This window comes from Streptomyces sp. NPDC006510, from assembly GCF_040611955.1.
Classification (GTDB): domain Bacteria; phylum Actinomycetota; class Actinomycetes; order Streptomycetales; family Streptomycetaceae; genus Streptomyces.
In genome coordinates this window covers 47,154-73,976 of the sequence record NZ_JBEXPH010000019.1, presented here as the reverse complement: position 1 = coordinate 73,976, position 26,823 = coordinate 47,154, and the positions used below count along the sequence as shown (strand labels likewise).

General features: G+C 70.8%; 27 protein-coding genes. 20 read left to right on the top strand and 7 right to left on the bottom strand.

Translation table 11 applies throughout. From position 1 onward, the window contains the following. The 5 genes from ABZY11_RS09350 to ABZY11_RS09330 all read left to right on the top strand — a co-directional run. Positions 1–918: acetate--CoA ligase family protein (locus ABZY11_RS09350; RefSeq protein WP_356478554.1), on the top strand; the 918-nt coding region annotated here is incomplete at its 5' end. A 142-nt stretch (positions 919–1,060) separates the two neighbouring features. Next, positions 1,061–1,657, top strand: a complete 597-nt coding sequence (locus ABZY11_RS09345; RefSeq protein ID WP_356478553.1) for a DUF5998 family protein — start codon at positions 1,061–1,063, stop codon at positions 1,655–1,657. Next, positions 1,657–2,844 (top strand): nucleotide pyrophosphatase/phosphodiesterase family protein, encoded by a 1,188-nt coding sequence (locus tag ABZY11_RS09340; RefSeq protein WP_356478552.1) that lies wholly within the window; start codon positions 1,657–1,659, stop codon positions 2,842–2,844. Before ABZY11_RS09345 ends, ABZY11_RS09340 begins: the two co-directional genes overlap by 1 nt. 53 nt (positions 2,845–2,897) lie before the next feature. Beyond that, complete coding sequence (locus ABZY11_RS09335) at positions 2,898–3,548, top strand: thymidine kinase (protein WP_356478551.1); 651 nt, start codon at positions 2,898–2,900, stop codon at positions 3,546–3,548. Between the two features lie 42 nt (positions 3,549–3,590). After that, the gene (locus ABZY11_RS09330; RefSeq protein WP_356478550.1) at positions 3,591–4,463 is read left to right on the top strand and encodes a PaaX family transcriptional regulator C-terminal domain-containing protein; all 873 of its coding nucleotides are present in this window, start codon (positions 3,591–3,593) and stop codon (positions 4,461–4,463) included. Between the two features lie 21 nt (positions 4,464–4,484). Here the strand turns inward: ABZY11_RS09330 and ABZY11_RS09325 are convergent, their stop codons facing one another. Beyond that, positions 4,485–5,261, bottom strand: coding sequence for a VOC family protein (locus ABZY11_RS09325; RefSeq protein WP_356478549.1), 777 nt, complete (start codon positions 5,259–5,261; stop codon positions 4,485–4,487). A gap of 233 nt (positions 5,262–5,494) precedes the next feature. Between ABZY11_RS09325 and ABZY11_RS09320 the strand changes: the two genes are divergently transcribed. Continuing rightward, complete coding sequence (locus ABZY11_RS09320) at positions 5,495–6,322, top strand: sulfurtransferase (RefSeq protein ID WP_356478548.1); 828 nt, start codon at positions 5,495–5,497, stop codon at positions 6,320–6,322. A 124-nt stretch (positions 6,323–6,446) separates the two neighbouring features. Here the strand turns inward: ABZY11_RS09320 and sepH are convergent, their stop codons facing one another. Next, positions 6,447–7,514 carry a septation protein SepH gene (gene sepH / locus ABZY11_RS09315; protein ID WP_356478547.1) on the bottom strand — a complete coding sequence of 356 codons (1,068 nt, stop codon included), beginning with the start codon at positions 7,512–7,514 and terminating at the stop codon, positions 6,447–6,449. A gap of 497 nt (positions 7,515–8,011) precedes the next feature. Between sepH and ABZY11_RS09310 the strand changes: the two genes are divergently transcribed. Next, on the top strand, positions 8,012–9,043 hold the full coding sequence (locus ABZY11_RS09310) for a hypothetical protein (RefSeq protein WP_356478546.1): 1,032 nt from the start codon (positions 8,012–8,014) through the stop codon (positions 9,041–9,043). 63 nt (positions 9,044–9,106) lie between these two features. Here ABZY11_RS09310 and ABZY11_RS09305 read toward each other — a convergent pair whose 3' ends face one another. Together ABZY11_RS09305 and ABZY11_RS09300 are read right to left on the bottom strand one after the other, a co-directional pair. Continuing rightward, positions 9,107–10,423, bottom strand: a complete 1,317-nt coding sequence (locus ABZY11_RS09305; RefSeq protein ID WP_356478545.1) for a D-arabinono-1,4-lactone oxidase — start codon at positions 10,421–10,423, stop codon at positions 9,107–9,109. Beyond that, on the bottom strand, positions 10,386–11,627 hold the full coding sequence (locus ABZY11_RS09300) for an MFS transporter (protein ID WP_356478544.1): 1,242 nt from the start codon (positions 11,625–11,627) through the stop codon (positions 10,386–10,388). Before ABZY11_RS09300 ends, ABZY11_RS09305 begins: the two co-directional genes overlap by 38 nt. A 153-nt stretch (positions 11,628–11,780) precedes the next feature. Here ABZY11_RS09300 and ABZY11_RS09295 point away from each other — a divergent pair, with 153 nt between their 5' ends. Together ABZY11_RS09295 and ABZY11_RS09290 are read left to right on the top strand one after the other, a co-directional pair. Continuing rightward, a complete protein-coding gene (locus tag ABZY11_RS09295; RefSeq protein WP_356478543.1) occupies positions 11,781–12,908 on the top strand; it encodes a ferrochelatase in 1,128 nt (375 codons plus the stop codon). 35 nt (positions 12,909–12,943) lie between these two features. Beyond that, complete coding sequence (locus ABZY11_RS09290) at positions 12,944–13,762, top strand: inositol monophosphatase family protein (RefSeq protein WP_356478542.1); 819 nt, start codon at positions 12,944–12,946, stop codon at positions 13,760–13,762. 82 nt (positions 13,763–13,844) lie between these two features. On the opposite strand, the gene ABZY11_RS09285 is transcribed toward ABZY11_RS09290, so the two are convergent. Further along, positions 13,845–14,018, bottom strand: a complete 174-nt coding sequence (locus ABZY11_RS09285; RefSeq protein ID WP_356478541.1) for a hypothetical protein — start codon at positions 14,016–14,018, stop codon at positions 13,845–13,847. A 360-nt stretch (positions 14,019–14,378) separates the two neighbouring features. On the opposite strand from ABZY11_RS09285, the gene ABZY11_RS09280 reads away from it, so the two are divergent. From ABZY11_RS09280 to ABZY11_RS09265, 4 genes are all read left to right on the top strand, one after another. Further along, complete coding sequence (locus tag ABZY11_RS09280; RefSeq protein WP_356478540.1) at positions 14,379–15,032, top strand: response regulator transcription factor; 654 nt, start codon at positions 14,379–14,381, stop codon at positions 15,030–15,032. A 6-nt stretch (positions 15,033–15,038) separates the two neighbouring features. Beyond that, positions 15,039–16,268, top strand: coding sequence for an ATP-binding protein (locus tag ABZY11_RS09275; protein ID WP_356478539.1), 1,230 nt, complete (start codon positions 15,039–15,041; stop codon positions 16,266–16,268). 404 nt (positions 16,269–16,672) lie between these two features. Next, positions 16,673–16,969 (top strand): DUF4193 domain-containing protein, encoded by a 297-nt coding sequence (locus ABZY11_RS09270; protein ID WP_003965732.1) that lies wholly within the window; start codon positions 16,673–16,675, stop codon positions 16,967–16,969. A 12-nt stretch (positions 16,970–16,981) separates the two neighbouring features. Further along, positions 16,982–17,938, top strand: a complete 957-nt coding sequence (locus tag ABZY11_RS09265; RefSeq protein ID WP_356478538.1) for a hypothetical protein — start codon at positions 16,982–16,984, stop codon at positions 17,936–17,938. A 37-nt stretch (positions 17,939–17,975) separates the two neighbouring features. Here ABZY11_RS09265 and ABZY11_RS09260 read toward each other — a convergent pair whose 3' ends face one another. After that, entirely contained in the window at positions 17,976–18,431 is a 456-nt protein-coding gene (locus ABZY11_RS09260) for a DUF3093 domain-containing protein (RefSeq protein WP_356478537.1), read from the bottom strand. A 58-nt stretch (positions 18,432–18,489) separates the two neighbouring features. Between ABZY11_RS09260 and ABZY11_RS09255 the strand changes: the two genes are divergently transcribed. From ABZY11_RS09255 to ABZY11_RS09225, 7 genes are all read left to right on the top strand, one after another. Then, a complete protein-coding gene (locus ABZY11_RS09255; RefSeq protein WP_356478536.1) occupies positions 18,490–19,074 on the top strand; it encodes a PaaI family thioesterase in 585 nt (194 codons plus the stop codon). Next, positions 19,074–19,607 (top strand): dUTP diphosphatase, encoded by a 534-nt coding sequence (dut, locus tag ABZY11_RS09250; RefSeq protein WP_356478535.1) that lies wholly within the window; start codon positions 19,074–19,076, stop codon positions 19,605–19,607. The genes ABZY11_RS09255 and dut overlap by 1 nt, the downstream gene beginning before the upstream one ends. Before the next feature lies 1 nt (position 19,608). Beyond that, positions 19,609–20,382 carry a DUF3710 domain-containing protein gene (locus ABZY11_RS09245; RefSeq protein WP_356478534.1) on the top strand — a complete coding sequence of 258 codons (774 nt, stop codon included), beginning with the start codon at positions 19,609–19,611 and terminating at the stop codon, positions 20,380–20,382. Positions 20,383–20,749: 367 nt separating this feature from the next. Beyond that, positions 20,750–20,839 (top strand): K(+)-transporting ATPase subunit F, encoded by a 90-nt coding sequence (gene kdpF, locus ABZY11_RS09240; RefSeq protein WP_078075662.1) that lies wholly within the window; start codon positions 20,750–20,752, stop codon positions 20,837–20,839. A gap of 7 nt (positions 20,840–20,846) precedes the next feature. Then, entirely contained in the window at positions 20,847–22,511 is a 1,665-nt protein-coding gene (gene kdpA, locus ABZY11_RS09235) for a potassium-transporting ATPase subunit KdpA (protein WP_356478533.1), read from the top strand. Further along, on the top strand, positions 22,508–24,634 hold the full coding sequence (kdpB, locus tag ABZY11_RS09230; RefSeq protein ID WP_356478532.1) for a potassium-transporting ATPase subunit KdpB: 2,127 nt from the start codon (positions 22,508–22,510) through the stop codon (positions 24,632–24,634). The genes kdpA and kdpB overlap by 4 nt, the downstream gene beginning before the upstream one ends. Positions 24,635–24,657: 23 nt before the next feature. After that, positions 24,658–25,326, top strand: a complete 669-nt coding sequence (locus ABZY11_RS09225; protein WP_356478531.1) for a potassium-transporting ATPase subunit C — start codon at positions 24,658–24,660, stop codon at positions 25,324–25,326. A 55-nt stretch (positions 25,327–25,381) separates the two neighbouring features. Here the strand turns inward: ABZY11_RS09225 and ABZY11_RS09220 are convergent, their stop codons facing one another. Then, positions 25,382–26,809 (bottom strand): M1 family metallopeptidase, encoded by a 1,428-nt coding sequence (locus ABZY11_RS09220; RefSeq protein WP_356478530.1) that lies wholly within the window; start codon positions 26,807–26,809, stop codon positions 25,382–25,384. Positions 26,810–26,823 lie beyond the last annotated feature (14 nt).

Here is a 26,823-nt window from a genome sequence, read left to right as displayed (position 1 = left end):
CCCGCTTCCCCTCTCACCGGCGAGGACGCCGGCCCCCGGATCGGCCGGATCCCCGCCTACCCCGCCGCCGAACGGGCGGTGCGCGCCCTGGCCGAAGCGGTGCGGTACGCGCAGTGGCGACGGCAGGCCGCGGTGCCCGGCAAGGTGCCCGAGTTCCTCGACGACACCATCGACGAGCCGGGCGCCGCCGGTCTCATCGACACCCTCCTCGGCCCCGACCCCGACCCGCGGGGCCGGCAGCTCGCGCACGACGAGGCGCGCGAACTCCTGCGCCGCTACGGCATCACCGTACGGCCGACGCTCCCGGCGCCCGACCCGGACGCCGCCGTCGCGGCGGCGTCCCGGCTCGGCTATCCCGTGGCGCTCAAGACCACCGCGCCGCATCTGCGCCACCGGGCCGATCTCGGCGGTGTCCGGCTGGACCTCGCCAACGAGACCGCGCTGCGCCGTGCGTACGGCGAACTGACCGACCTGCTCGGCAAGCCCGCCGAACTCCAGCCCGTCGTCCAGGCCATGGCGCCGCGCGGCGTCGACACCGTCGTACGGGCCACGATCGACCCGGCGGCGGGCGCCGTCCTCTCCTTCGGGCTCGCGGGCGCGCCCTCCGAACTCCTCGGCGACACCGCCCACCGCCTCGTTCCGGCCACCGACCGCGACGCCGCCGAGCTGATCCGGTCCATCCGGGCGGCCCCGGTGCTGTTCGGCTGGCGCGGCGCGGCACCCGTGGACACCGGCTCGCTCGAAGAGCTGCTGCTGCGGGTCTCCCGGCTGGTCGACGACCACCCCGAGGTGGTTTCCATCGCCCTGGAACCGGTCGTGGTAGCCACCCAGGGGCTGACCGTCCTCGGCGCGAGCGTCCGGCTCTCGCCGCCCCCGGCCCGTACCGACCTCGGCCCCCGCCGCCTCCCCAACTACTGACCCCGGCGGTGTCCGGCGCGGTACCGCCCCCGTCCCGGCCGCCGGACGAGGGCGCGAGCGGGCACCGTCATACCCGCGGGTCCCGGTCCGCCCTGCCACACAACGTCCCCGGCAGTCATCAGCCCCCCGTAGGATGGTCCTCATGGCTAAGACCGGTACGACGACCCAGGGGCTGCGCGCGGCGATCGAGCGCAGTGGCTACTACCCGGCCCTCGTGGCCGAGGCGGTGGAGGCCGCCGTGGGCGGTGAGCCGGTCGCTTCCTACCTGGTGCACCAGGAGACCACGTTCGACTCCAACGAGGTGCGCCGGCACGTCACGGTCCTGGTCCTGACGGACACCCGTTTCATCGTCAGCCACACCGACGAGCAGAACGCCGACACCAGCTCCCCGAGCCCGTACGCCACCACTTCCACGGAGTCGGTCAAGCTCGACCGGATCTCGTCGGTCGTGGTCAGCCGGGTCGTGGCCAACCCCGAGAAGTACGTACCGGGCACGCTGCCCCGCGAGGTCGTCCTCACCATCGGCTGGGGCGCGGTCTCCCGGATCGACCTGGAGCCGGCCGCCTGCGGCGACCCCAACTGCGAGGCCGACCACGGCTACACCGGCAACTCCACCGCCGACGACCTGAGCCTGCGGGTCAGCGAGGCCGGTGACGGCCCGGACACCGTGCGCCAGACCCTCGCCTTCGCCCAGTCGCTCTCCGAAGCCACGGCCGCGACCGCGGCGACCGGCCGCTGATGGCTCAGCCGGCCTGGCAGGATCCCGTTCTGCTCCCTGTCGAAAGCGCCCCGGTCCCGGAGTACGGCAGCGGATCGCTCTCCGATCTGCTGCCCACGCTCGCCGCCGGACAGGGCGTGCCCGGCTTCACCGCGACGATCCCCGAACTCACCCCCGCCGACCGGAACTGCGTGTTCCTGATCGACGGCCTCGGCTGGGAGCAGATCAAGGCCCACCCCGACGAGGCACCGTTCCTGCACTCCCTGCTCCCCACCTCGCGCGGCGGCACCGGCCGTCCGCTCACGGCGGGCTTCCCGGCCACCACGGCGACTTCGCTGGCCTCGGTGGGCACGGGCCTTCCGCCCGGGGAGCACGGTCTGCCCGGCTACACCGCACGCAATCCGGAGACCGGCGAGCTGATGAACCAGCTCCGCTGGAAGCCCTGGACCTCCCCGAAGGCCTGGCAGCCGTACCCCACCGTCTTCAAGATCGCCGACGCCGCGGGCGTGCGTACCGCCCAGGTCTCCGCCCCCGCCTTCGAGCAGACCCCGCTCACCAAGGTCGCGCTGAGCGGCGGCTCGTTCCTGGGCCGGCTGTCCGGCGAGGAGCGGATGGACACCGCCGCCGAACGGCTTGCCGCAGCCGACCGGTCGCTCGTCTACACGTACTACAGCGAGGTCGACGGCAAGGGGCATCGCTTCGGTGTCGACTCCGACGCCTGGCGCGGACAGCTGATGTACGTGGACGGACTGGCCCGGCGCCTGGCCGAACAGCTCCCGCCCCGCTCGGCGCTTTACATCACCGCCGACCACGGCATGATCGACATCCCGTTCGACGAGCAGTCCCGGATCGACTTCGACGAGGACTGGGAGCTGCGCGCGGGCGTCGCCCTGCTCGCCGGCGAGGGCCGGGCCCGCCATGTGTACGCCGTCCCGGGAGCCGAGAACGACGTACTGACCGTCTGGCAGGAAGTGCTCGGCGAGCAGTTCTGGGTGGCGAGCAGGGACGAGGCGATCGCGGCCGGCTGGTTCGGCCCGAAGATCGACGAACGCGTCCTCGGCAGGATCGGCGACGTCGTCGCGGCGGCCCATGACGACGTGGTCATCACCGCCTCCGTCAACGAGCCGCACGAGTCCGCGATGGTCGGCATGCACGGCTCGATGACCCCCGCCGAGCAGCTCGTCCCGCTCCTCGAAGTACGCTCGTAACCGCGTTTTCCCCCAACCCCCGCTTCCCTCGCCCGAAAGGTGCTCAGCCCCTCATGCCCGAGCTTGTGTTCTTCTCCGGAACGATGGACTGCGGAAAGAGCACACTGGCGCTGCAGATCGGCCACAACCGTTCGGCACGCGGCCTGCAAGGCGTGATCTTCACCCGTGACGACCGGGCGGGGGAGGGCAAGCTGTCCTCGCGTCTGGGACTGGTCACCGAGGCGGTCGAGGCCGACGAGGGCATGGATCTGTACGCCCATCTCGTCGACCGGATAAGCCGGGGCGGCCGGGCGGACTACGTGATCGTGGACGAGGCGCAGTTCCTGGCCCCCCTCCAGATCGACCAGCTCGCACGCATCGTCGACGACCTCGACATGGACGTCTTCGCGTTCGGCATCACCACCGACTTCCGGACCAAGCTGTTCCCCGGTTCCCAGCGGCTGATCGAACTGGCCGACCGGGTCGAGACGCTCCAGGTCGAAGCGCTCTGCTGGTGCGGCGCACGGGCCACGCACAACGCGCGTACGGTCGGCGGCGAGATGGTCGTCGAAGGCGCCCAGGTGGTGGTGGGAGACGTCAACCAGCAGGCGGGCGAGGTCGGTTACGAGGTGCTGTGCCGGCGCCACCACCAGCGCAGGACGACCAGCGCGAGCGCCCGCGCGGGCGTCCTGTCGCCGGACGTACTGCCCGTCACCTCCGCCTGAACCGCCCCGCGGGCGTCCTGCGGCGCTGCTTAGGATGACGCTGTGAACACGGTGAGCGCAGCAGAGGACGAGTCCGGACCGGCCCCGCTGGGCAAGGTACAGCCCCGGCAGCTGATCGTGACCGTCTACGGGCTGTACGCGCGCGACACCGACGGCTGGCTGTCGGTGGCCTCGCTGATCCAACTGCTCGCGGACCTCGGTGTCGAGGCACCGACCGTGCGCTCCTGCGTCTCCCGGCTGAAGCGGGCCGGACTGCTCGAAGCCCAGTCGGTGTCCGGAGCGGCCGGTTACCGGATCTCGCCCGAGACCGAGCGGATGCTGCACGACGGCGATCCGCGTATCTTCGCGACCCGGCGGGCCACCGTGGCCGAGGGCTGGGTACTGGTCGTCTTCTCGGTGCCCGAGTCCGAACGCGCCAAGCGGCACACCCTGCGCACTCAGCTCACCCGGCTCGGCTTCGGCTCCGTGTCCGCCGGAGTGTGGATCGCACCGGGGCATGTGCACGACGAGGCGGAGTCCATGCTGGCCAGGCACGGCCTGCGCGGCTACGCCGACCTCTTCCGGGCCGACTATCTGTCGGCCGGCGGGGGCGACGGCGACGAACTCGCCGCGAAGGTCCGCTCCTGGTGGGACACCGCCCGGCTGCAGCGGCTGTACGTCGAATTCCTCGCCGCGCACCGTCCGGTGGCCGAGCTGATCGCGCACGGCACCGCGGTGACGGACCGCGAGGCGTTCACGACGTACATCCGGCTCCTCACCGACTGGCGACGGCTGGTCTACCTCGATCCCGGTGTCGCGCGCGAACTGCTGCCCGGCGAATGGAGCGGGGCCCACGCGTCCGAGCTCTTCGACGAGCTGCACGCCCGGCTGGCCGGCCCCGCCCGTCGGCACGTCGAACGGGTCCGGGCCGGCTGAGAACCCCTGCCGCCGGGCGGCTCAGCGAGCGGCCGACCGGATGATCGTGAACGCCGCGCCCTCCGGGTCCGCCACGGTCGCCACGCGGCCGCTCGACCCTTCCCGGGGCGGCTGCAGCACATATCCACCGAGCTCCACCACCCGCCGGGCGGCCTCGTCGGTGTCGGAGACCTCGAAGTACGTCATCCAGTGCGGGCCGCGGTCGCGCGGCAGGGCGTGGCCGACACCATGCAGCGAGGCCACCGGGCGGCCCTCCAGATGCAGGGTCTGGTAGTCGAAGTCGGCCGAGACGACCGCCTCCGCCTCGTAGCCGAAGACCGTTTGGTAGAACTTGCAGACCGTCGCGGTCTCACGGGTCACCAGCTCGTTCCAGACCGGCGTGCCGGGAGCACCGGCGAGAGCGGTACCGACATGCGTGGCGGCCTGCCAGATCCCGAAGACCGCACCGCTGGGGTCGGAGGCGATGGCGAGCCGGCCCGCCTCGCCCGCGTCGAGCGGCCCCACGGCGACCGTGCCGCCGCAGGACCGGATGGTCTCCGCCGTGACATCCGCGTCGGCGGTGGCCAGATAGGTCGTCCAGGCGACCGGCAGATGTCGGTCGGGCGGCAGCTGTCCGATGCCCGCCACCACTTCCCCGTCGATCAGCGCCCGGACATACGGACCCAGCTGGTCCGGACCCGGCACGAATTCCCAGCCGAACAGAGCGGCGTAGAAGTCCTGGGTGGTGCTCAGGCCGTGCACGATCAGACTCACCCAGCAAGGTGTTCCGGGCGTACGCGGAGCGGCAGCCTCGGTCATCGTCACTCTCTCCTCGGACCATCGGGGTGGCCGTACGGGGGGAACGGGGCCGGCACGCCGTCGTGCGGCACGGGATGTGTACGCCCCGTGCAGATGTTTGCACCACCCGGCGCACGATGTGCTCCGGCCGCGCCGCATTTTCCGGGATCTCGACGGAGGGAGGCCGATTTCTTGCGGTGCGCCCGCTTCGAGGGCATTACGGGTGGAGCGGCTCCTGCGCGAGGATGGCACGCATGAAGCCCATCATCACCGCATCCGAATACATGAGCGAGTCGGCGGGGCCACGTCCGCCGGTGCTCCTGGACGTACGTTGGCAACTGGGCGGCCCGAACGGGCGGCCCGACTACGAGGACGGGCACATTCCCGGTGCGGTCTTCGTCGATCTGGACGCGGAACTCGCCGGGCCCGCGGGCAGCGGCGGCCGCCATCCACTGCCCGATCCGGAGGAATTCGGGGCGGTGATGCGCCGGGCCGGCGTATCCCAGGACACCCCGGTGGTCGTGTACGACGGCGGCCAGGGCTGGGCGGCGGCCCGCGCCTGGTGGTTGCTGCGCTGGACGGGACACCCGGACGTCAGGGTCCTGGACGGCGGGCTCGCCGCCTGGACGGGTGACCTCCAGACCCGGATCCCGGCCCCGGCCGCGGGCGACTTCCGTCCCGCCCCCGGTGCGCTGCCGCTGCTGGACGCGGACGGAGCGGCGGCGCTGGCCCGCTCGGGGCTGCTGCTCGACGCGCGGGCCGCCGAGCGCTACCGGGGCGATGTGGAGACGATCGACCGGGTGGGCGGCCACATCCCGGGCGCCGTCTCGGCCCCGACCTCCGAGAACACCGGGGACGACGGCCGCTTCCTGGCCCCGGAGGCGCTGGCGGTGCGCTTCAAGGAGCTCGGCGCCGACCGGGCGGACGAGGTCGGCGTCTACTGCGGCTCCGGGGTCTCCGGCGCCCACGAGGTACTGGCCCTGGCCGTCGCCGGGATCCCCGCGGCGCTGTACGCGGGCTCCTGGTCCGAGTGGTCCGGCGACGAGTCCCGCCCGGTCGCCACGGGACCCGAGCCCCAGTAACGGAACGCGGGCCGACCGGGAACCCGGCGCCCGGCCCCGTAAGCGCGAGGCACGGCGGCCGCGCACGGCACGAGGGCCCGCACGCAGTGGCGTACGGGCCCTCGTCATGCTCCGGCCACCCCGCTCAGTCCTGCTTCTTGCGGCGCGTACCGAAGACGATCTCGTCCCAGGTCGGTACGGCGGCCCGGCGGCCCGGCCGGACGCCGTCCGCCTCGGCCTGGCGGTCCGTCGTACCGGTCAGCCGGTCGCGATGACCGGCCACCGCTCGCGGCATCAGCACATCCGCATAGGCGGAACCGGCGCCCGCGGAGGCTGCCGCGGCCGGCGGCTCATCGGCCTCCGGCTCCTGCGCGGCGGGCTCGATCGCGGGCGGCTCGGGCGGCGTCGGCCGTTCCGGCACCACCATGTCGCCGCGGAAGCTCGGCACCGCCTCCAGCAGGCTGGTCAGCGAATCGCGCTCACCGGCCGAGATGGACGCGATGTGCTCCTCCGGCTCGGGCGGGGGCGGCGGGGCCGTGGGCCGCTCCATCTGGCGGTCCAGGGCACGGTCCAGCGGCCGGTCGCGCGGCAGCCGGGCGATCCGGGGCACGAACGGGAAGCTCGGCTCGGGCGCGGCGACGTCGTCGGTCTCGCCGATCAGCGAGCGCGCCTCGTCGTCCACGGCCTGGACCAGTCTGCGCGGCGGGTCGTACGTCCAGCTCGCCGAGTGCGGCTCGCCCGCGACCCGGTAGACCAGGAGGACTTCCCAGGTGCCGTCGTCCCGGCGCCAGGAATCCCACTGGACGGTCTCCTTGTCGGCGCCGCGCAGCAGCAGTCGCTCCTGCACCGCCTCGCCGAGCTGGGGGCCGGTGTTCTCGCCGGGACGGCGCACGGGAGTCTTCCGGGCCCGCTCGGCCATGAAGGCACGCTCCGCGAGCACGGGGCCCTCGAAGCGGCGGACACGGTCGACGGGGATTCCGGCGAACTGGGCGACCTCCTCCGCGGAGGCACCGGCTCGTATCCGGGCCTGGATGTCGCGGGGGCGGAGATGGCTCTCCACCTCGATCTCGATCTGGCCGAGCCGCGCGCGGTCGTTGCGCACGGCGGCTCGAAGCCGCTCGTCGATGGGAAGCGTGTACTCCGTGCTGTCCGCAGCCTTGAGCACCAGTCGTGTGCCGTCGTTGGAGACGGCCACGACACGCAGTTCGGGCATGGGGACCTCCCGGGTGGTGCCTGCCGACGTCACGTGCGTCGCTGCTTCCGCTAGTCGAGTGTGGCCTGCCCGGGTGCAGCCTGCCACAACATTGCCGTGTTGCCCGGCGTGTCGGGCGTGAGCCCTTGATCGCCGGTATGACACGGTGACCTATTCTGCAACAGAAAGCGACTGTTGGTCACTTCATGTGGCCAGTCCCCGTGCGATGCCGTGGCGCCGCCGGATCGAGTGCCTCCTTCGGCCCCCTCCCGAAGATCCCGGACACCCACGTGGGAGTCCGGCCCCAGGGCTCGCCACAGTACTCCATTCGGGCCACGAGGGTGGACCGCCGCGCCGTCGAAGTTCTCGTGAGGTGCGGGAGTTGAGCCGCCGGGCCCGGGGTGGTGTGCCCTTCGCGCGTGTCCTGCTTCACAGAATCCCCGGAAGCGGAACTATTCACTTCGCTCAAATGTCCCTTCCTGTTGCATGGTGGGAGAGATGTCAATCAAGGGCTGGAAATGGTACAGAAGCCGGAAAGTGACATAGAACCCAAAGAAAGGCGTATAGATCTGAGCCTGCCGCAGGTGGCGGGCAGTGCCGTGGCAGCGGTCGCGGCAGCGGTGGCGGCCTCCCAACTGGGTGTGTACGGAACGATCCTCGGCGCCGGAGTGATGAGCGTCGTCGCCACCTGCGGCGGTTCGGTCTTCCAGCACTTCTTCCGGCGCACCGGGGAGCAGATCCGCGAGGTCACGGTCCAGGTGAAGCACCCGGGCCGTGAGGTGACGGTGCATACGCGTGAGACGAGCGGTGCGCGTGCGGCGAAGGGGACGCGACGGCCGCGGGCCGGAACTCCGGCCGGAACCACCGATGCCACCACCGTGATGCCGGCCGTGGACGCCACGACCGTGCTGCGCCGGGCGGACGCCACGACCCCGCCGAGGGACGCGGCCGACGACCCGGACCGTACGCGCATGCTGCGGCCCCTCGACGCCACCCAGCTGCTCACCACGGGGCGCCCGGACCCGGACGAGGAGTTCTCCGAGGCCACCACGCACGGCACCCGGATCCGCGGCTGGAAGCGGTCGGCGCTCGGGGCGGCGGTGGTCTTCGTCCTCACGATGGCCGGAATCACCACGTACGAGCTGATCTCCGGCAACGACCTGAGCGGTGGCCACGGCACGACCGTCGGCTCCGTCGTGCGCGGCGGCGAGCGGGGTTCCGGGTCGGAGGATCCGGCGCCGTCCACGAGCACCGGCCCCGGCCAGGAGCGGACACCGGGTCAGAAGAACGGCACGACGCCCGGTACGGACCCGCAGGGCGGCCGGAGCCAGAGCCCCGACTCCGGTCAGGGCAGCCGCTCCTCGGCCGATCCGACGACCGGCCCCACGCCGTCCAGCGGCACCGGTGACCGTACGAGCCCGTCCCCGGCGGCCACTCCCACCCCGACGGCACCCGCCGACGGCGCCACCGCCGGCACGGACCCCGCGGGCGCGGGCGAAGCCCCGGCACAGGGCGACGGCGCCACCGCCGGAACGGACACCGGGCAGTGATGCACGGCCCCGGCACCCCGGCGCGTACGCCGGGGTGCCGGGGCCGTCGCGGGCCGGAAGGATCTACTCGCCCAGGACCCGGCGCAGATAGTCGTTGCCGAACAGCCGGTCCGGGTCCAGCCGGTCGCGTACGGCGGTGAACTCGCCGAATCGCGGGTACACCCCGGCGAGGTACTCGGCGTCGCGGGTGTTGACCTTGCCCCAGTGCGGTCGGCCGCCATGGGCGGTCATGATGCGCTCGACCGCCGTGAAGTACGCCTGGTAGGGCGTGCCCTTGTAGAGATGGACGGCGATGTACGCGCTCTCGCGGCCCGAGGCCGTGGAGAGCGCGATGTCGTCCGCGGGGGCGGTACGCACCTCCACCGGGAAACTGATCCGCAGCGGCGAACGCTCGACCATCGCCTTCACCTCGCGCAGCGCCTCCACAGCGGCCTCGCGCGGCAGCGCGTACTCCATCTCCACGAAGCGGACCCGGCGCGGGCTGGTGAAGACCTTGTAGGGGATGTCGGTGTACGTGCGGGCCGACAGGGCGCGGCTGGAGAGCTTGGCGATCGACGGAATGGTGGCGGGTACCGCCCGGCCGAGCGAACAGGCCACCTGGAAGATCCCGTTGGAGAGGAGCTCGTCCTCGATCCAGCCGCTGACCTTTCCGGGCGGGGCGGCGGGGCCCGCGCTGCGGTTGTTGCGCTTGGTGTTGCAGTTCCCGGTGTGCGGGAACCAGTAGAACTCGAAGTGCTCGTTCTCTGCCACGAGCTGGTCGAAGTCGCTCATGACCCGGTCGAAGGCCATCGGCTCCTCACGGGCCGTCAGCAGGAAGACCGGCTCCACGGCGAAGGTGATCGCCGTGACGACACCCAGCGCGCCGAGCCCGATCCGGGCGACGGCGAAGATGTCGGCGTTCTCCTTCTCCGAACAGGTCAGCACCGTGCCGTCGGCGGTGACCAGTTCGAGTGCGCGGATCTGCGCGGATATGGACGCCGAGTCACGGCCGGTGCCGTGGGTGCCGGTCGAGGTGGCGCCCGCGACCGTCTGCTCCATGATGTCGCCCATGTTGGTGAGCGAGAGACCCTCGCGGGCCAGGGCGGTGTTCAGCCGCTTCAGCGGGGTGCCGGCCGCCACGGTCACCGTCATCGCCTCGCGGTCGATGTTCCGGATGCCGGTGAGCAGGTCCGGGCGGATCAGCACGCCGTCGGTGGCCGCCGTCGCGGTGAAGGAGTGCCCGGTGCCGACCGGCTTCACCCGCAGACCGTCCTCGGACGCCCGGCGCAGCACCTCGGCGAGCTCCGGCACGGAGGCGGGGGACACGGCCCGTACCGGACGGGCGCTGACATTGCCCGCCCAGTTACGCCACACGTTCGTCGTCGTCCGTGCGTCGGTCATCTTCCGCGCGCCCTTCCGTAGGAACCGGCCCGCTGAGCCGGCGATACCCCAGGAACGCCACCGCGGCCGCGAGCGCTCCCGACACGACGGGCACCGCGTACCCCGCCTCGGCCCCCGACGCGTCGACCACCCAGCCGGCGGCCGAGGAGCCGAGCGCCACTCCGACGGCGAGCCCGGTGCTGGTCCAGGTCATGCCCTCGGTCAGTTCGGTGCGCGGTACGTGCTGTTCGACGAGGGCCATGGTGGTGACCATCGTCGGTGCGATGGCGAGACCCGCGACAAAGAGCGCCACGGCCAGGAACGGCAGGTTCCCGGCCAGTTGGAGGGGGATCATACTCACGGCCATCGCGCACACGCCCACCAGCCACCGGGTGGACGCCTTCCTCTTGAGGTGGAGCAGCCCGAAGACCGCTCCGGCCAGGCAGGACCCCAGCGCGTACACGGCCAGCACGAGGCTCGCCGCGGCCTTGTGGCCCCGCTCCTCGGCGAAGGCCACCGTCACCACGTCGATCGACCCGAAGATGGCACCGGTGGCCACGAACGTCACCACGAGCACCTGGAGGCCCCGGGAGCGCAGCGCGGAGCCCCCGGTGTGCTGCCGGCGCGGATGCGGAACGGGCTCGGTGGCCCGCTGCGCGGTCAGCCAGACCACACCGACCAGCAGGAACCCGGCCGCCAGGAGCGGCCCCGCCTCCGGGAACCAGGCGGTGGACAGACCGATCGAGATGATCGGCCCGAAGATGAAGCACACCTCGTCGACGATCGACTCCCACGAATACGCGGTGTGCAGCTGCCGCGGCGAACCGCGGTAGATCTCCGCCCAGCGGGCCCGGATCATCGAACCCACGCTGGGGACGCAGCCTGCGCCCGCCGCGAAGACGAAGAGCGTCCAGTCCGGCAGCCGCTGCTGCGCGCAGATCAGGAGCCCGGCCACCGCCGTCAGCGCGACGAGGGTGGCGGGACGCAGGACGCGGCGCTGCCCGTGCCGGTCGACGAGCCGGGAGATCAGCGGGCCGATCACCGCCGCCGACATCGCCAGCGTCGCGGAGAGCGCTCCGGCGAGTCCGTAACGGCCGGTGAGCTGGGAAATCATGGTCACCACGCCGATGCCCATCATGGACAGCGGCATCCGGCCGAGGAATCCGGCCGCCGAGAACCCCTTGGTGCCGGGGGCGGCGAAAATCGCGCGGTAGGGACTGGGCAAGGAGGGCTCCGGAACAGCGTGATCGCACGCGCCTGTAATGCGTGTACCTAGCCGATACAGCTTACGGTCGCGGTGAGCGGCCCGACATCGGGGTGGGCCCGGGAGCCGATGTCGGTGGGAGGGCTGTCCGAGGCGGGTGGCAGGATCGGTGTCATGTCCGATCTGCGCGATCCCGCTCCGTACGACGCCCTGCTGCTGCTCTCCTTCGGCGGCCCCGAAGGCCCGGACGACGTGGTCCCGTTCCTGGCGAACGTGACCCGTGGCCGAGGCATCCCCGAGGAGCGGCTGAAGGAGGTCGGCAAGCACTACTTCCTGTTCGGCGGCGTCAGCCCGATCAACGCCCAGAACAGAGCCCTGCTGGACGCCCTGCGCAAGGACTTCGCGGAGCACGGGCTGGAGCTGCCGGTGTACTGGGGCAACCGCAACTGGGCGCCGTACCTCACCGACACCCTGCGCGAGATGGCCTCGGACGGGTGCCGCCGCATCGCCGTCCTCGCCACCAGCGCCTACGCCTCCTACTCCGGCTGCAGGCAGTACCGCGAGAACCTCGCCGAGTCGCTGGCCGCCCTGGAGGCGGAGGGGCTTCCGGTGCCCCGGGTGGACAAGCTCCGGCACTACTTCAACCACCCCGGGTTCGTGAAGCCCATGGTGGACGGCGTCCTCGCCTCCCTGGCCGACCTCCCCGAGGACGTACGGGCCGGGGCGCACCTCGCGTTCACCACGCACTCCATCCCCGTCTCGGCCGCCGACACCTCCGGCCCCGTGGAGGCGCACGGCGACGGCGGCGCCTATGTCGCCGAGCACCTGGACGTCGCCCGGCTGATCGTCGACGCGGTGCGCGAGGAGACCGGCGTCGAGTACCCCTGGCAGCTCGTCTACCAGTCGCGCAGCGGGGCTCCGCACATCCCCTGGCTGGAGCCCGACATCTGCGACCACCTGGAGGCGCTGCACGCGGACGGCGTGCCCGCCGTGGTGATGGCCCCCATCGGATTCGTCTCGGACCACATGGAAGTCCTGTACGACCTCGACACGGAGGCCACCGCGAAGGCCGCCGAGCTGGGGCTGCCGGTGCGCCGGTCGGCCACCGTGGGCGCCGACCCGCGGTTCGCCGCGGCCGTGCGCGAGCTGGTGCTGGAGCGTGCCGCCACCGAGCGGGGACAGGGCGGGGAGCGGTGCGCGCTGGGCGCGCTCGGGCCGGGCCACGACCTCTGCCCGGTCGGCTGCTGCCCGGCACGGGCCCTCAAGCCCGCCGCCGCGGGTGCCGACAGCCCGTACGCGTAAAAGTCCTGCCGCACGCCCACAGACCCTGGAGAGCCGTGACCGACCCGAACCTGTCCGAACTGCTCGACCTCGCCCTGGAGGCGGCCGGCCGCGCGGGTGCGCTGCTCCGTGACGGCCGCCCGGCCGATCTGGGAGTGGCCGCGACCAAGTCCAGCCCGATCGATGTCGTCACCGAGATGGACATCGCCGCCGAGAAGCTGATCACCGGCTTCCTGAGCGAGCGCCGCCCGCAGGACGGCTTCCTCGGTGAGGAGGGGGCCAGCGCCGAGGGCAGCAGCGGTATCCGCTGGGTCATCGACCCGCTCGACGGCACCGTGAACTACCTGTACGGGCTGCCGACCTGGGCCGTGTCCATCGCCGCCGAACGGGACGGCGTGCGGGTCGTGGGCGTGGTGGAGGCCCCGATGCGCCGCGAGACCTACCGGGCGATGCTCGGCGGCGGGGCGTACGCCGAGGGCGGGGCGTTCGGGGACGGCGCCGTGCTGCGCTGCCGGCCCGCGCCGCCGCTCGACCAGGCGCTCGTCTCGACCGGTTTCAACTACGTCAGCGATGTCCGTACGCACCAGGCGGACGTGGCCCGGAAGCTGATCCCGCGGCTCCGTGACATCCGGCGCGGCGGCTCCGCCGCCGTGGACCTCTGCGATGTGGCCGCGGGCCGCCTCGACGGCTACTACGAGCGCGGGCTCCACCCCTGGGACCTGGCGGCCGGCGACCTCATCGCCCGCGAGGCGGGCGCGTACACCGGCGGGCGTCCCGGGCGGCCCGCCGACGGTGACCTGACGGTCGCCGCGACACCGGGCGTCTTCGAGCCGCTGCAGGCCCTTCTGGAGGAGCTGGGCGCCTGGCACGACTAGAAGGGCCGACCGGGTCCGCCCGGCACGCGAGAAGGGCCCCCGACGCCGGTCACGGCATCGAGGGCCCTTCTCGCCGAGGTGCTCAGACGCTGGTGGCGCCGATTTCGACGCCATGTTCGGCGGCGAGGCGGTGAAGGTCCTCCAGCTCGCTCTGCTCGACATCCGCGAGGAAGTCGTCGCCCGTCTCCCGAGCTTTCGTGAGGTCGTACTCGGTGGTCTTGATCCGCTGCAGCAGACCTGCGGTGAAAGCGTCCATAAGGCGCCCCCTCATCGTGGGTCGGTGGCACGGGGGTGTGCCCGGGGTTTCCCTCCGCACGGAGGCGGTAGGGCGGATGATCACGCGCTCTCCGGGGACGGAGTGGCCTGTGGCACGCCACATTCAAGGCGTGATCTCGGGTGTGAATGCGTCCTCCCCGGGCCCTGGTCCGGGGAAACCTCAACTGGCCCGAAAATCCGGTGAATTCCACTGAGCCCCAGGTCGGGCAGCGTCGTCTTACCGCCGGTTTATGCGTGTTGCGGGCAGGATGGAGCCGCACAGACCAGTGCCGACGGGCATCCCGATCACGGACCGTGGGCGCTTCGATACATTCTGAAGTTTCTAAGGAAGGACAGCGCCGTGCGCGTACTCGTCGTGGAGGACGAGCAGCTGCTCGCCGATGCGGTGGCCACCGGATTGCGCCGGGAGGCCATGGCCGTCGATGTCGTGTACGACGGTGCGGCGGCCCTGGAGCGCGTCGAGGTCAATGACTACGACGTCGTGGTGCTGGACCGGGATCTCCCCCTGATCCACGGTGACGACGTCTGTCGGCGGATCGTCGAGCTGGGCATGCCTACCCGGGTGCTCATGCTCACCGCGTCCGGGGACGTCAGCGACCGCGTCGAGGGCCTGGAGCTGGGCGCCGACGACTATCTGCCCAAGCCGTTCGCCTTCAGCGAGCTCACCGCACGGGTGCGCGCGCTCGGCCGGCGTACGACGGTGGCCCTGCCGCCGGTCCTGGAGCGGGCCGGCATCAAGCTCGACCCCAACCGGCGCGAGGTCTTCCGCGGCGAGACGGAGGTCCAGCTCGCGCCGAAGGAGTTCGCCGTGCTGGAGGTCCTGATGCGCAGCGAGGGCGCGGTCGTCTCGGCCGAGCAGCTGCTGGAGAAGGCATGGGACGAGAACACCGACCCGTTCACCAATGTCGTCCGGGTGACCGTCATGACGCTGCGCCGGAAACTCGGCGAGCCGCCGGTGATCGTCACCGTGCCCGGTTCCGGTTACCGGATCTGACGGCCGATGCCCACCGTCCCCGCGCCACCGACGGCGCCTCCGAAGCCCACCTGGGAGCCCAAACAGCAGGAGCCCCCCTACTGGCTGCGTCCGACCATCCGGATACGGCTCACGCTGCTCTACGGCGGCATGTTCCTGATCGCCGGCATCCTGCTGCTGTCGATCATCTACATGCTGGCCGCGCAGGCCCTGCACGTGGGCAGCGAGCTGCCGTTCAAGATCGTCAACGGGCAGGTCACCAGCGATGTCTGCAACCTGCCGGAGAAGGCGTCACCGGAGTCCTTCAACGCGGCGATGAACTCCTGCGTCAACCACCAGCGGCAGCAGGCGCTCGACACGCTCCTCAACCGCTCGCTGCTGGCCCTGGTGGGTCTGAGCGTCATCGCCTTCGCCTTCGGTTACGCGATGGCCGGGCGCGTGCTCTCGCCGCTGGGCCGGATCACCCGCACCGCCCGCCGGGTGGCCGGGACCGACCTGTCCCGCCGGATCGAGCTGGACGGCCCGGACGACGAGCTGAAGGAGCTCGCCGACACCTTCGACGAGATGCTCGACCGCCTGGAGCGGGCCTTCACCGCCCAGCAGCGGTTCGTCGGCAACGCGTCGCACGAGCTTCGCACGCCGCTCGCGATCAACCGCACGCTGCTGGAGGTCCATCTGTCCGACCCGCAGGCCCCGCCGGAGCTGAAGCAGCTCGGCAAGACCCTGCTGGCCACCAACGAGCGCAGTGAGCAGCTGGTCGAGGGCCTGCTGCTGCTCGCCCGCAGCGACAACCAGATCGTCGAGCGCAAACCGGTCGACCTCGCGGAGGTGGCCTCGCGCGCGATCGACCAGACGCGCGGCGAGGCCGAGGAGCGCGCTGTGGAGATCCGCGGCGAGCGGGCCCCCGCCGTCGTCCAGGGCAACGGTGTCCTGCTGGAGCGGATCGCGCTGAACCTCGTACAGAACGCCGTGCGTTACAACGTCCTCGAGGAGGGCTGGGTGGAGGTCACCACCGAGCTGCAGGGCGGCCAGGCCCTGCTGGTGGTCTCGAACACCGGTCCCGTGGTGCCCGCGTACGAGATCGACAACCTCTTCGAGCCCTTCAGACGGCTGCGTACGGAGCGAACGGGCAGCGACAAGGGGGTCGGGCTCGGCCTGTCGATCGCGCGGTCCGTGGCGCGCGCTCACGGCGGCCGTATCATCGCCGAGCCCCGTGAGGGCGGTGGTCTTGTGATGCGTGTCTCACTGCCGGTCTGAGGAGCCGGACGAAGCGATCCGCGGACGAATTAATTTGTTCGCTTTGAGCGGAATTTTCGGGACCTGCGCCCGGAGTGCCCGTGTGTGATCGATCACAGGAGCGAATTTGTGACCGTCAACGCTCCGTGATCAGGGGCGCTACCGGAAAACCCGCAAAAGTCGGGGTTTTCGGGGCCCGTTATCACGGGAAGTACACGGGGTGGCGCCCGTGAAGCGCGACACCGGGACCGTGTACGGTCCCCATCGCCACCCAAGCCGGCCACTCCCGAGCGGCCCTTTTGGGTGTCGATTGAGTAACAGACCTTGATGTGAGGCAAAATCTCCGCCTCGGGTCGGGCACAAGTCCGGCCTCTCACGCGTTACGTGCGCTGAGACACCGCAGACACCCAGAGGGGGAGAGCGACATGGCAACGGATTACGACACCCCACGCAAGACCGATGACGACGTCGACCAGGACAGCCTTGAAGAACTCAAGGCTCGCCGGAGCGACAAGACGGCGTCCGCCGTCGACGTCGACGAATTCGACGCGGCCGAAGGACTGGAGCTGCCCGGCGCAGACCTGTCCAACGAAGAGCTGGCCGTCAGGGTCCTGCCCAAGCAGGCCGACGAGTTCACGTGCATGAGCTGCTTCCTCGTGCACCACAGGAGCCAGCTGGCACGCGAGAAGAACGGTCAGCCGATCTGCCGCGACTGCGACTAGGTCGCGCCGACCGTGGCAGGCGACACACCGTTCCGGAAGCGGCGCTTGCGGCGTAAGAGGTCGTCGGAGGCGAATCAGGGCGGCACAGGCCCGGCAGAAGGCGTGGCAACGCCTGCCGAGCGGTCCGCCCTGCCACCCTCCCCGGGTGAGCGGGACGACGAGCGGGGCCGGCCGGCCTCGCTCGAAGCAGTGATCGCGGTGGTCGAAGGAGTCGACGCGGCCGATGGGGCCGGACAGGTCGACAGGACGGAGCCAGTGACCGGGGCAGGCCGTCTGAGTTCAGTGAAGCGGGGCGTACGCAAGGGCGGGGAGAGTGCCAAGGCAGCGATCGGTCATATCGCCGACCTGATCATCGAGAACGCTCCCCGCATCCCCGTGCGCGATCTCGCCACCCTGCGGAAGCAGTTCCCCGGGCTCGGCCCGGAGGAGCTCGCCGACAAGCTCATCGCAGGAGCGAGCAGGGGCACCGCCACCGTCGGCGCCGGAATCGGTGCCGCGGCGATGATGCCCGTACCGCCCGCCATGCTCGCCGAGCTGGCGGCGGAGATCACCGGTGTGGCCGCGATCGAGATGAAGCTCGTCGCCGAGCTGCACGAGGTCTACGGGCTGCGCCCGCCGGGCGGGCTCGGTCAGCGTTCCACCGCCTATCTCACGTCCTGGACGGAGGAGCGCGGGATCGATGTCGCCCGCCCCCTGACGGTCAACGCCGCGCTGGGCGGCCAGATGAAGCGTGAGCTGCGCCAGCAGATCATGAAGCGCATGGTGCGCGATGTGCCGAATCTGATCCCGTTCATGGTCGGCGCCGCCGTCGGCGCGATGATGAACCGGCGCGACACCAGAAAGCTCGCCGAGCGGGTCAGGAAGGACCTGCGCGAGCGCCAGATCCCCTGGGACCGGCTCCCCGAGCTGCCTCCGCTGACGCGGCAGGTGGGCCCGCGCAAGGACCTGCTGGGCGAGCTGGAGGCTTAGGGCGGGTCCGTGAACCCCCCGGGGCCTCTCGGCCGGATCAGGCCCGTACGGCCGTGAGCGCCGCCACCAGGGCCTTCGGCTCGCGTGTCGACAGATAGACGTACGGGGTCGGGTCCTGCGGGTCGGTGACCTCCACCCGGACCGCCGTCGGGATGTAGCTGCGCAGCAGCATGAACGCGCGGGTGTCCGCCTTGTACGAGCGCCACGCGCGCGCCTCCTCCCCGTCCAGCACCTCGGCCTCGCCGAGCGCCGTCAGCGGAATGCGCGCGTCCCCAGCGACCAGGGCGCCGGCCACGACTCGGATCCTGGCCGAGCCGTAGGAGCTCACCGCGACCGCCGACAGGGCCGTACCGCCCACCAGGCCGGCCAGCAGCGGCAGGCCGCCGAGCGGCAGCAGCATCAGCGCGCAGGCGATGCCGACCAGAAGGGCGATGAGCCACCATGAACGGGGTGCGGTCAGTCGTTCGTCGAAAGGCGGGGTGGAAGGCTGCATGCACCCAAGCTTGGCACGGCGCGACCCGCGGGTAGCCGCGCGGGTAAGGTCTGCGCCTGTGAGTGGAACATCTGCGGCTCTGAAGCCCCCGGCCGACGCGGTGAAACCGGTCCGGCACCCCGAAGCCCCGGCCCCCGGCGAACTCCTCGGCGCGCACTACGAACACTGTTTCGGTTGCGGCGACGGACAGCAGCACGGGCTGCACCTCCAGGCGCGGGCCGGTGACGGCGTCAGCGTCACCGCCGAGTTCACCGTGAAGGCCGCCCATCAGGGCGCCCCGGGGCTGGCGCACGGCGGCATCCTGACCACCGCGCTGGACGAGACGCTCGGCTCGCTGAACTGGCTCCTGCGGGTGATCGCCGTGACCGGACGGCTGGAGACCGACTTCGTGCGTCCGGTACCGGTGGACACCGTGCTGCACCTCGACGCCGAGATCACCGCGGTGCACGGCCGGAAGATCTACTCCCGGGCGACCGGCCGGATCGGCGGCCCGGACGGGCCCGTGGCGGTCCGGGCCGAGGCCCTTTTCATCGAGGTCAAGGTCGACCACTTCATCGAGAACGGCCGCCCGGCCGAGATCCGGGCGGCGATGGCCGACCCGGACCAGGTCCGGCGTGCCCGAGCCTTCGAGGTGAACCCCTGATGCGCCGGCCCGTGGACGTACTGATCCGCCGGGTCGACCCGGAAGTGCCGATTCCGGCCTATGGGCACCCGGGCGACGCCGGAGTCGATCTGGTGACCACCGAGGCCGCCGAGCTCGCCCCGGGCGAGCGGGCGGTGCTGCCCACCGGGGTGTCGATCGCGCTGCCCGACGGATACGCCGCCTTCGTGCACCCGCGCTCCGGTCTCGCCGCGCGCTGCGGAGTCGCCCTCGTGAATGCCCCGGGGACGGTTGATGCCGGGTACCGTGGAGAGATCAAGGTGATCGTCATCAATCTCGACCCGCGTGAGCCCGTGCGGTTCGAGCGGTTCGACCGGATTGCCCAACTGGTCGTCCAGCAGGTCGAGAAGGTGCGCTTCCACGAGGTGGCGGAGCTGCCCGGCTCTGCTCGCGGCGAGGGAGGCTTCGGATCCACCGGAGGGCATGCTTCCGGTGATGTTGATGGCGTCAGGAGCGGGATTACCCAGGGCGGGAACAGCTACGCTTCGGTCGTACCCGACCGGGAAGGACAGTGACGTGTTCGGACGTCGCAAGAAGAGTGGTTCCGCCGAGGACGTGGCGGACGAAGCGCGCGAGGCCGAGCAGGTCGTCGACGAGCTCGATGACACCGACGGTGCCGACAGCGGCTCGCGTCGAGTGAACCTCCCGCCGGCGCCGCGGCCGGACGGGCCGTGGGACGTCTCCGAGGTCTCCCAGCCCGGCGAGGGCCGGGTCGACCTGGGCGGCATCTTCGTGCCCGGCGTCGAGGGCATGGAGCTGCGTGTCGAGGTGGCCGGTGACGCGATCGTCGCCGCGACCGTGGTGCTGCGCGACAGCGCCGTCCAGCTCCAGGCCTTCGCCGCGCCCAAGAAGGAAGGCATCTGGGGCGAGGTCCGTCAGGAGATCGCCTCCGGCATCACCCAGCAGGGCGGGATCATCGACGAGGTCGAGGGCCCGCTGGGCTGGGAGCTGCGTGCCCAGGTCCCCGTACAGCTCCCGGACGGGACAAACGGCGTGCAGCTGGTGCGCTTCGTCGGCGTCGACGGGCCGCGCTGGTTCCTGCGCGGAGTGATCTCCGGCCAGGGCGCCGTGCAGCCGGAGGCCGCCGGACTGCTGGAGACGATCTTCCGGGACACCGTGGTCGTCCGGGGCGAGGGCCCCATGGCTCCCCGCGACCCGCTCGTCCTCAAGCTGCCCAACGACGCCCAGATGGTGCCCGAGGGGGTCCAGCAGGAGAGCCAGGAGAGCTCGAAGTTCTCCGGTGGCATGGGCCAGCTCCAGCGCGGCCCCGAGATCACCGAGGTGCGCTGAACGGGCACGGGCAGCCCCGGCACAGCTGCGGCCGGTGGGCCGTATCCCCTTCCGAGGGGGTACGGCCCACCGGCCGTTCCGCGTCACCGGCGAGTTCCGGACAGTGCGCGAGGCGGGTTCCGGGCGGCGCGCGAAGGGGGCGCGTATGGGGCGCGTATAGGGCACGTATGCGCGCCGTCAAGGGCTCACGGTTCTTCGTAAGGAAGCCATCAACGCAGGCCAGGACGCCCGTGGCGAGAGGTTTGCTCAAGAGGTCCGAGAATCCGTACCTCATCTAGGAGCACACGATGGCCGATGTGGCCTTCGTCGTCACCACGATCGCGGTCTTCGCGCTGGTGGCTCTCGTCGCCAAGGGGGTGGCGAAGCTGTGACTGCCGAGAACATCGTCGGTCTGGTAGTGGCCGTCGCCCTGCTGGGCTATCTCGTCCTCGCCCTTCTGTACCCGGAGAGGTTCTGAGCGCGATATGAGCCCCGTCCTCGCTGGTGTGCTCCAGGTCCTCGCGCTCGTCGTGGCGCTGGGGCTGGCGTACCGTCCGCTCGGCGACTACATGGCCGGTGTCTACTCCTCGACGAAGCACCTCCGCGTCGAGAAGTGGATGTACAAGGCCGTGGGCGCCGACCCCGACACGCAGATGCGCTGGCCCGCGTATCTGCGTGGAGTGCTCGCCTTCTCCGCGGTGAGCGTCCTCTTCCTCTATCTGCTGCAACGGCTCCAGGGCGCGCTGCCCGGTTCGCTCGGCTTCGCCTCGATCGATCCGGACCAGGCGTTCAACACGGCGGCGTCGTTCGTCGCCAACACCAACTGGCAGTCGTACTACGGCGAACAGGCCATGGGCCACGTCGTGCAGACCGGCGGCCTCGCGGTGCAGAACTTCGTCTCGGCCGCCGTCGGCATAGCCGTCGCGGTGGCCCTCGTACGAGGCTTCGCCCGCTCCCGCACCGGTGAGCTCGGCAATTTCTGGTCCGACCTGGTGCGTGGCACCGTACGGATCCTGCTGCCGATCGCCGTGGTCGGCGCGCTGGTGCTCGTGGCCTGCGGTGCGATCCAGAACTTCGCCGGCATCCACGAGGTCGGGCAGTTCATGGGCGGTTCGCAGCAGTGGAACGGCGGCGCCGTGGCCTCCCAGGAGGTCATCAAGGAGCTGGGCACGAACGGCGGCGGCTACTTCAACGCCAACTCGTCCCACCCGTTCGAGAACCCCAACGGGCTGTCCAACCTGTTCGAGATCTTCCTGATCCTGGTCATTCCGTTCGCCATGACGCGGACGTTCGGCCGGATGGTCGGCTCGCTCAAGCAGGGTTACGCGATCCTCGCGACGATGGGCGTCATCTGGCTGGGCTTCACCACCCTGATGATGTGGACCGAATTCGCCCACCACGGGCCCGCGTTCGACATCGCGGGCGGATCGATGGAGGGCAAGGAGACCCGGTTCGGGATCGCCGGGTCGTCGATCTTCGCGGTGGCCACGACGCTAACCTCCACCGGTGCGGTGAACTCCTTCCACTCCTCGTACACGGGCTTCGGCGGCGGGATCACCATGCTGGGCATGCAGCTCGGCGAGATCGCGCCCGGAGGTGTGGGTTCCGGTCTCTACGGCATGCTCGTCATGGCGATCATCGCGGTGTTCATCGCCGGGCTGATGGTCGGCCGTACGCCGGAGTACCTCGGCAAGAAGATCGGCACCCGTGAGATCAAGCTCGCGGCCTGCTACATCCTGATCACCCCGGCGCTGGTCCTCTGCTTCACCGCCGCGGCGATGGCGCTGCCCACCCCGCCGCACTCGATGACCAACACCGGCGCCCACGGATTCTCCGAGATCCTCTACGCCTACACCTCGGGCGCCAACAACAACGGTTCGGCGTTCGCCGGGCTCAACGCGGACACGCAGTGGTTCAACACCACGATCGGTCTCGCGATGCTGCTCGGCCGGTTCCTGCCGATGGTGTTCGTCCTCGCGCTGGCCGGCTCGCTCGCCGAGCAGCGGCCCGTGCCGGCGACCGTGGGAACCCTGGGCACGCACAGACCGCTCTTCAGCGGACTGCTGGTCGGCACGATCCTGATCATCACCGGGCTGACCTACTTCCCGGCCCTGGCGCTGGGGCCGCTGGCCGAAGGGCTGGCGTCATGACCACTCGTACGGAGCAAGAGGACTCGATGTCCACTGTCACCCCCACCCGGGCACCGCACCAGGACGCGCCCACGGGTCACCAGAGCGAAGGGCGCGTCGGCGGGGGCCTGTTCGACCCCGCGCAGCTGATCCGGTCCTTCCCCGACGCCGTACGCAAGCTCGACCCCCGGGTGATGGTCAAGTCCCCGGTGATGTTCGTCGTGCTGATCGGTTCGGTGTTCACCACCGTGCTGGCGTGCCTGAACCCGGGCGAATGGTTCGGCTGGGCGATCGCGGCCTGGCTGTGGCTGACCACGGTCTTCGCCAACCTGGCGGAGGCGGTCGCCGAGGGCCGCGGCAAGGCGCAGGCCGACACGCTGCGCAAGGCCAAGACCGACACCGTCGCGCGGCGGCTGACCGGCGGGAGCGAGGAGCGGGTGCCCGGCACCGAGCTGGGCATCGGTGACCTGGTCGTCTGCGAGGCCGGTGACATCATCCCCGGCGACGGAGATGTCGTCGAAGGCGTCGCGAGCGTCGACGAGTCCGCGATCACGGGCGAGTCCGCGCCCGTCATCCGGGAGTCCGGCGGTGACCGAAGTGCCGTCACCGGGGGTACGAAGGTGCTCTCCGACCGTATCGTCGTCAAGATCACCACCAAGCCCGGCGAGACGTTCATCGACCGGATGATCGCCCTCGTCGAGGGCGCCGCCCGGCAGAAGACACCCAACGAGATCGCGCTGAACATCCTCCTCGCGTCCCTCACCATCGTCTTCCTGCTCGCCGTCGTCACCCTCCAGCCCTTCGCGATCTACGCCGGGCAGAAGCAGTCGATGATCGTGCTGACCGCACTGCTGGTCTGCCTGATCCCGACGACCATCGGCGCACTGCTCTCCGCGATCGGAATCGCCGGCATGGACCGCCTCGTCCAGCGCAACGTCCTCGCGATGTCGGGGCGCGCCGTCGAGGCCGCCGGAGACGTGTCGACCCTGTTGCTCGACAAGACCGGCACCATCACGCTCGGCAACCGGCAGGCCGCCGAGTTCGTACCCGTGAAGGGCACGACCGAGGCCGAACTGGCGGACGCGGCCCAGCTCTCCTCGCTGGCCGACGAGACGCCGGAGGGCCGCTCGATCGTCGTGCTCGCCAAGGAGAAGTACGGGCTGCGCGAACGCCACCAGGGTGAGCTGCGGCAGGCCGAGTGGGTGGCGTTCACCGCCCAGACCCGGATGTCCGGCGTCGATGTGGACGGACGCAAGGTCCGCAAGGGCGCCACCGGTTCGGTCGTCGCCTGGGTCCAGGAGCGCGGCGGTACCGTCGCACCGGACGCGCAGGCGCTCACCGACACCATCTCCGAGGCGGGCGGCACCCCGCTGCTGGTGGCCCTGGAGGACGAGCACGGCGCCCGGGTCCTCGGCGTCATCCACCTCAAGGACGTCGTCAAGGAGGGCATGCGGGAGCGGTTCGACGAGCTGCGCCGCATGGGCATCAAGACGGTCATGATCACCGGCGACAACCCGCTGACCGCGAAGGCCATCGCCGAGGAGGCCGGTGTCGACGACTTCCTCGCCGAGGCCACGCCCGAGGACAAGATGGCCCTCATCAAGCGGGAGCAGGCGGGCGGCAAGCTCGTCGCGATGACCGGCGACGGCACGAACGACGCGCCGGCGCTCGCCCAGGCGGATGTCGGGGTGGCCATGAACACCGGCACCTCGGCCGCCAAGGAGGCCGGGAACATGGTGGACCTGGACTCCAACCCCACCAAGCTGATCGAGATCGTCGAGATCGGCAAGCAGCTGCTCATCACCCGTGGTGCGCTGACGACGTTCTCGATCGCCAACGACGTCGCGAAGTACTTCGCGATCATCCCCGCGATGTTCGCGGTGGTCTATCCCGGTCTGGACAAGCTGAACATCATGCAGCTGTCCTCGCCCCAGTCCGCGATCCTGTCGGCCGTGATCTTCAACGCGCTGATCATCGTCGCGCTGGTGCCGCTCGCTCTGAAGGGCGTGCGCTACCGGCCCAGCAGCGCCGACTCGATGCTCCGGCGCAACCTCGGGATCTACGGACTCGGCGGCCTGGTCGCCCCGTTCATCGGCATCAAGATCATCGACATGGTCATCTCCCTCGTACCCGGGCTGAACTGAATCTAGGAATCGGCTGACCTGCCATGAACAACTCCGTAGCAAACACCGCCCGGTTGCTCTGGGCCGGGCTGCGCGCCCTGCTCGTCCTGACCGTCGTCTGCGGCGTGCTCTACCCGCTCGCCGTCACGGGCGTCGCCCAGGGCCTCTTCCCCAGTCAGGCCAATGGCTCCGAGATCACCGCGAACGGCAAGGTCGTCGGCTCCGAACTCATCGGCCAGCGTTACGACCTGCCGCTGAAGAAGGGGCAGGAGACCGCGGCCCCGGACCTCAAGTGGTTCCAGCCGCGCCCCTCCAACGGCCTGGGCACCAACAGCGTCAACACCCAGTACAAGCTGATCCTCTCCGGCGCGACCAACCGCTCCGGCGACAACAAGGAACTCGTCGACTGGGTCACCGCCGCCAAGGCCGCCGTGGTCAAGGACAACTCCGTCCCCGGCCACCCGGTCAGCCCCTCGGACGTGCCGGCCGACGCCGTCACCTCCTCCGGCTCCGGCCTCGACCCGGCCATCTCCCCGGCGTACGCACAGCTCCAGGTGCGCCGGGTGGCCGAGCGGAACCACCTCGCCGTCGACCGGGTGGAGAAGCTCGTCGAGCAGCACACGGACGGCCGGATCCTCGGCTTCGTCGGAGAGCCGAGGGTCAACGTCCTCCAGCTCAACATCGCGCTCAAGCAGCTGGTGGACGGGGCTTGAGGAAGCCTGCGAGGCAAGGCGCCGGGGCCGGCCCCCCGCGCCTTGCCTCGCCCGTTCACCGACCCGGCGTGCCGAGGGTGCCCGGGTACAGGTACTGCTGCGGCGGGATCACCGTGCCGTCCACCCACGCAGCGAAGAAGCCCTTCAGGTCCTTGCCCGAGACCTTCGCCGCCAGCGCCTCGAACTGCCGGAACGAGGCATTGCCGTACGCGTGGTCGTGGGTCCAGGTCCGGAGCGTCCGGAAGAACGCCTCGTCGCCCACCGTGCGGCGCAGCGCGTGCAGCATCAGCGAGCCCTTGGAGTACAGGGCCGGGTCCAGTTCCCTGCCCGGTCCCGGGTCGTAGAGCCTGACGGACCAGAACGACGGGTCGTTCCTGGCCTCCTCCACCTCGGACCGGTAGTAGCCCCGGTCCAGATCGGCGCCCTTGTGCTCCTCCCACAACTGCCCCGCGTACTGGGCGAAGCACTCGGCGACGCAGCCGTCCCGCCAGTCCTTGAACGAGACGCTGTCACCGAACCACTGGTGGGTGTTCTCATGGACCATCGAGGCGTCGAAGAGCATGCCGCCGTAAGTGGGGCGGCTCTGCGTCTCCAGGGCGAGAGGGCCGTTCGAGGGCTCCTTCGAGGCCCCGACGACGATGGCGCCCGCGGAGGAGAAGGGGTACGGGCCGAACTTCGCGGTCAGGAAGTCCAGAATCTCCGTCTGCTGGGTCTCCGCCTCCGGGTCGATGACGGCGTCCGGGCTGTACGCCGTGATGACCGGTGTCCCGGCGGCCGTCCGTCCGCGGTGGACGGTGAACCGGTCGATGGCGACCGTGCTGAGGTACGTGGCCATCGGCCTGTCCTCGGACCAGCGGAAGGTCCTTCTGCCGTCCTTGACGCTCTGGGGGCCGGGCAGGCCGTTGCCGATGGCCGTCCAGCCGTCGGGGACCGTCGCGGTGAGGGCGAAGGTGGCCTTGTCGGACGGGTGGTCGTTGGCGGGGTACCAGGAGGTCGCGGAGTGCGGTTCGCCCGTCACGCTCGCGCCGCCGGTCCGCAGGGTGTGCCAGCCCTCGGGGTCGGGTTTGCCCGCGTATTTCACCCGGACGGTGAACGTCGTGCCCTTCGCCACCGGGCGGGCCGGGGTGATGACGAGTTCATGGGCGCCGGCCCGGGAGAACGTCTTCGCCGGGGCGCCGTTCACCTCGACCGATGCCACGGTGAAGCCCTTGAGGTCCAGGCTGAACCGGTCCAGGCCGGTCAGGGCGCGGGCGGTGACGGTGGTGTCGCCGTCGAGACGGTCGGTGCGTGCCGGGTCGTAGGCGATGCGGACGGCGTAGTGGGAGACGTCGTAGCCGGAATTGCCGTCGTCGGGGAAGTACGGGTCGCCGATCCCCGGGCCGCCGACGGCGGCCGAGGCGGGGACGGTGGTCAGTACGAGGCCGCTCACGAGGGCGGCCGCGAGGGCGGCGGCTCTGCTGCGGTGGTCGGGCAGTCTGGGCATGTCTCGATTCCTGG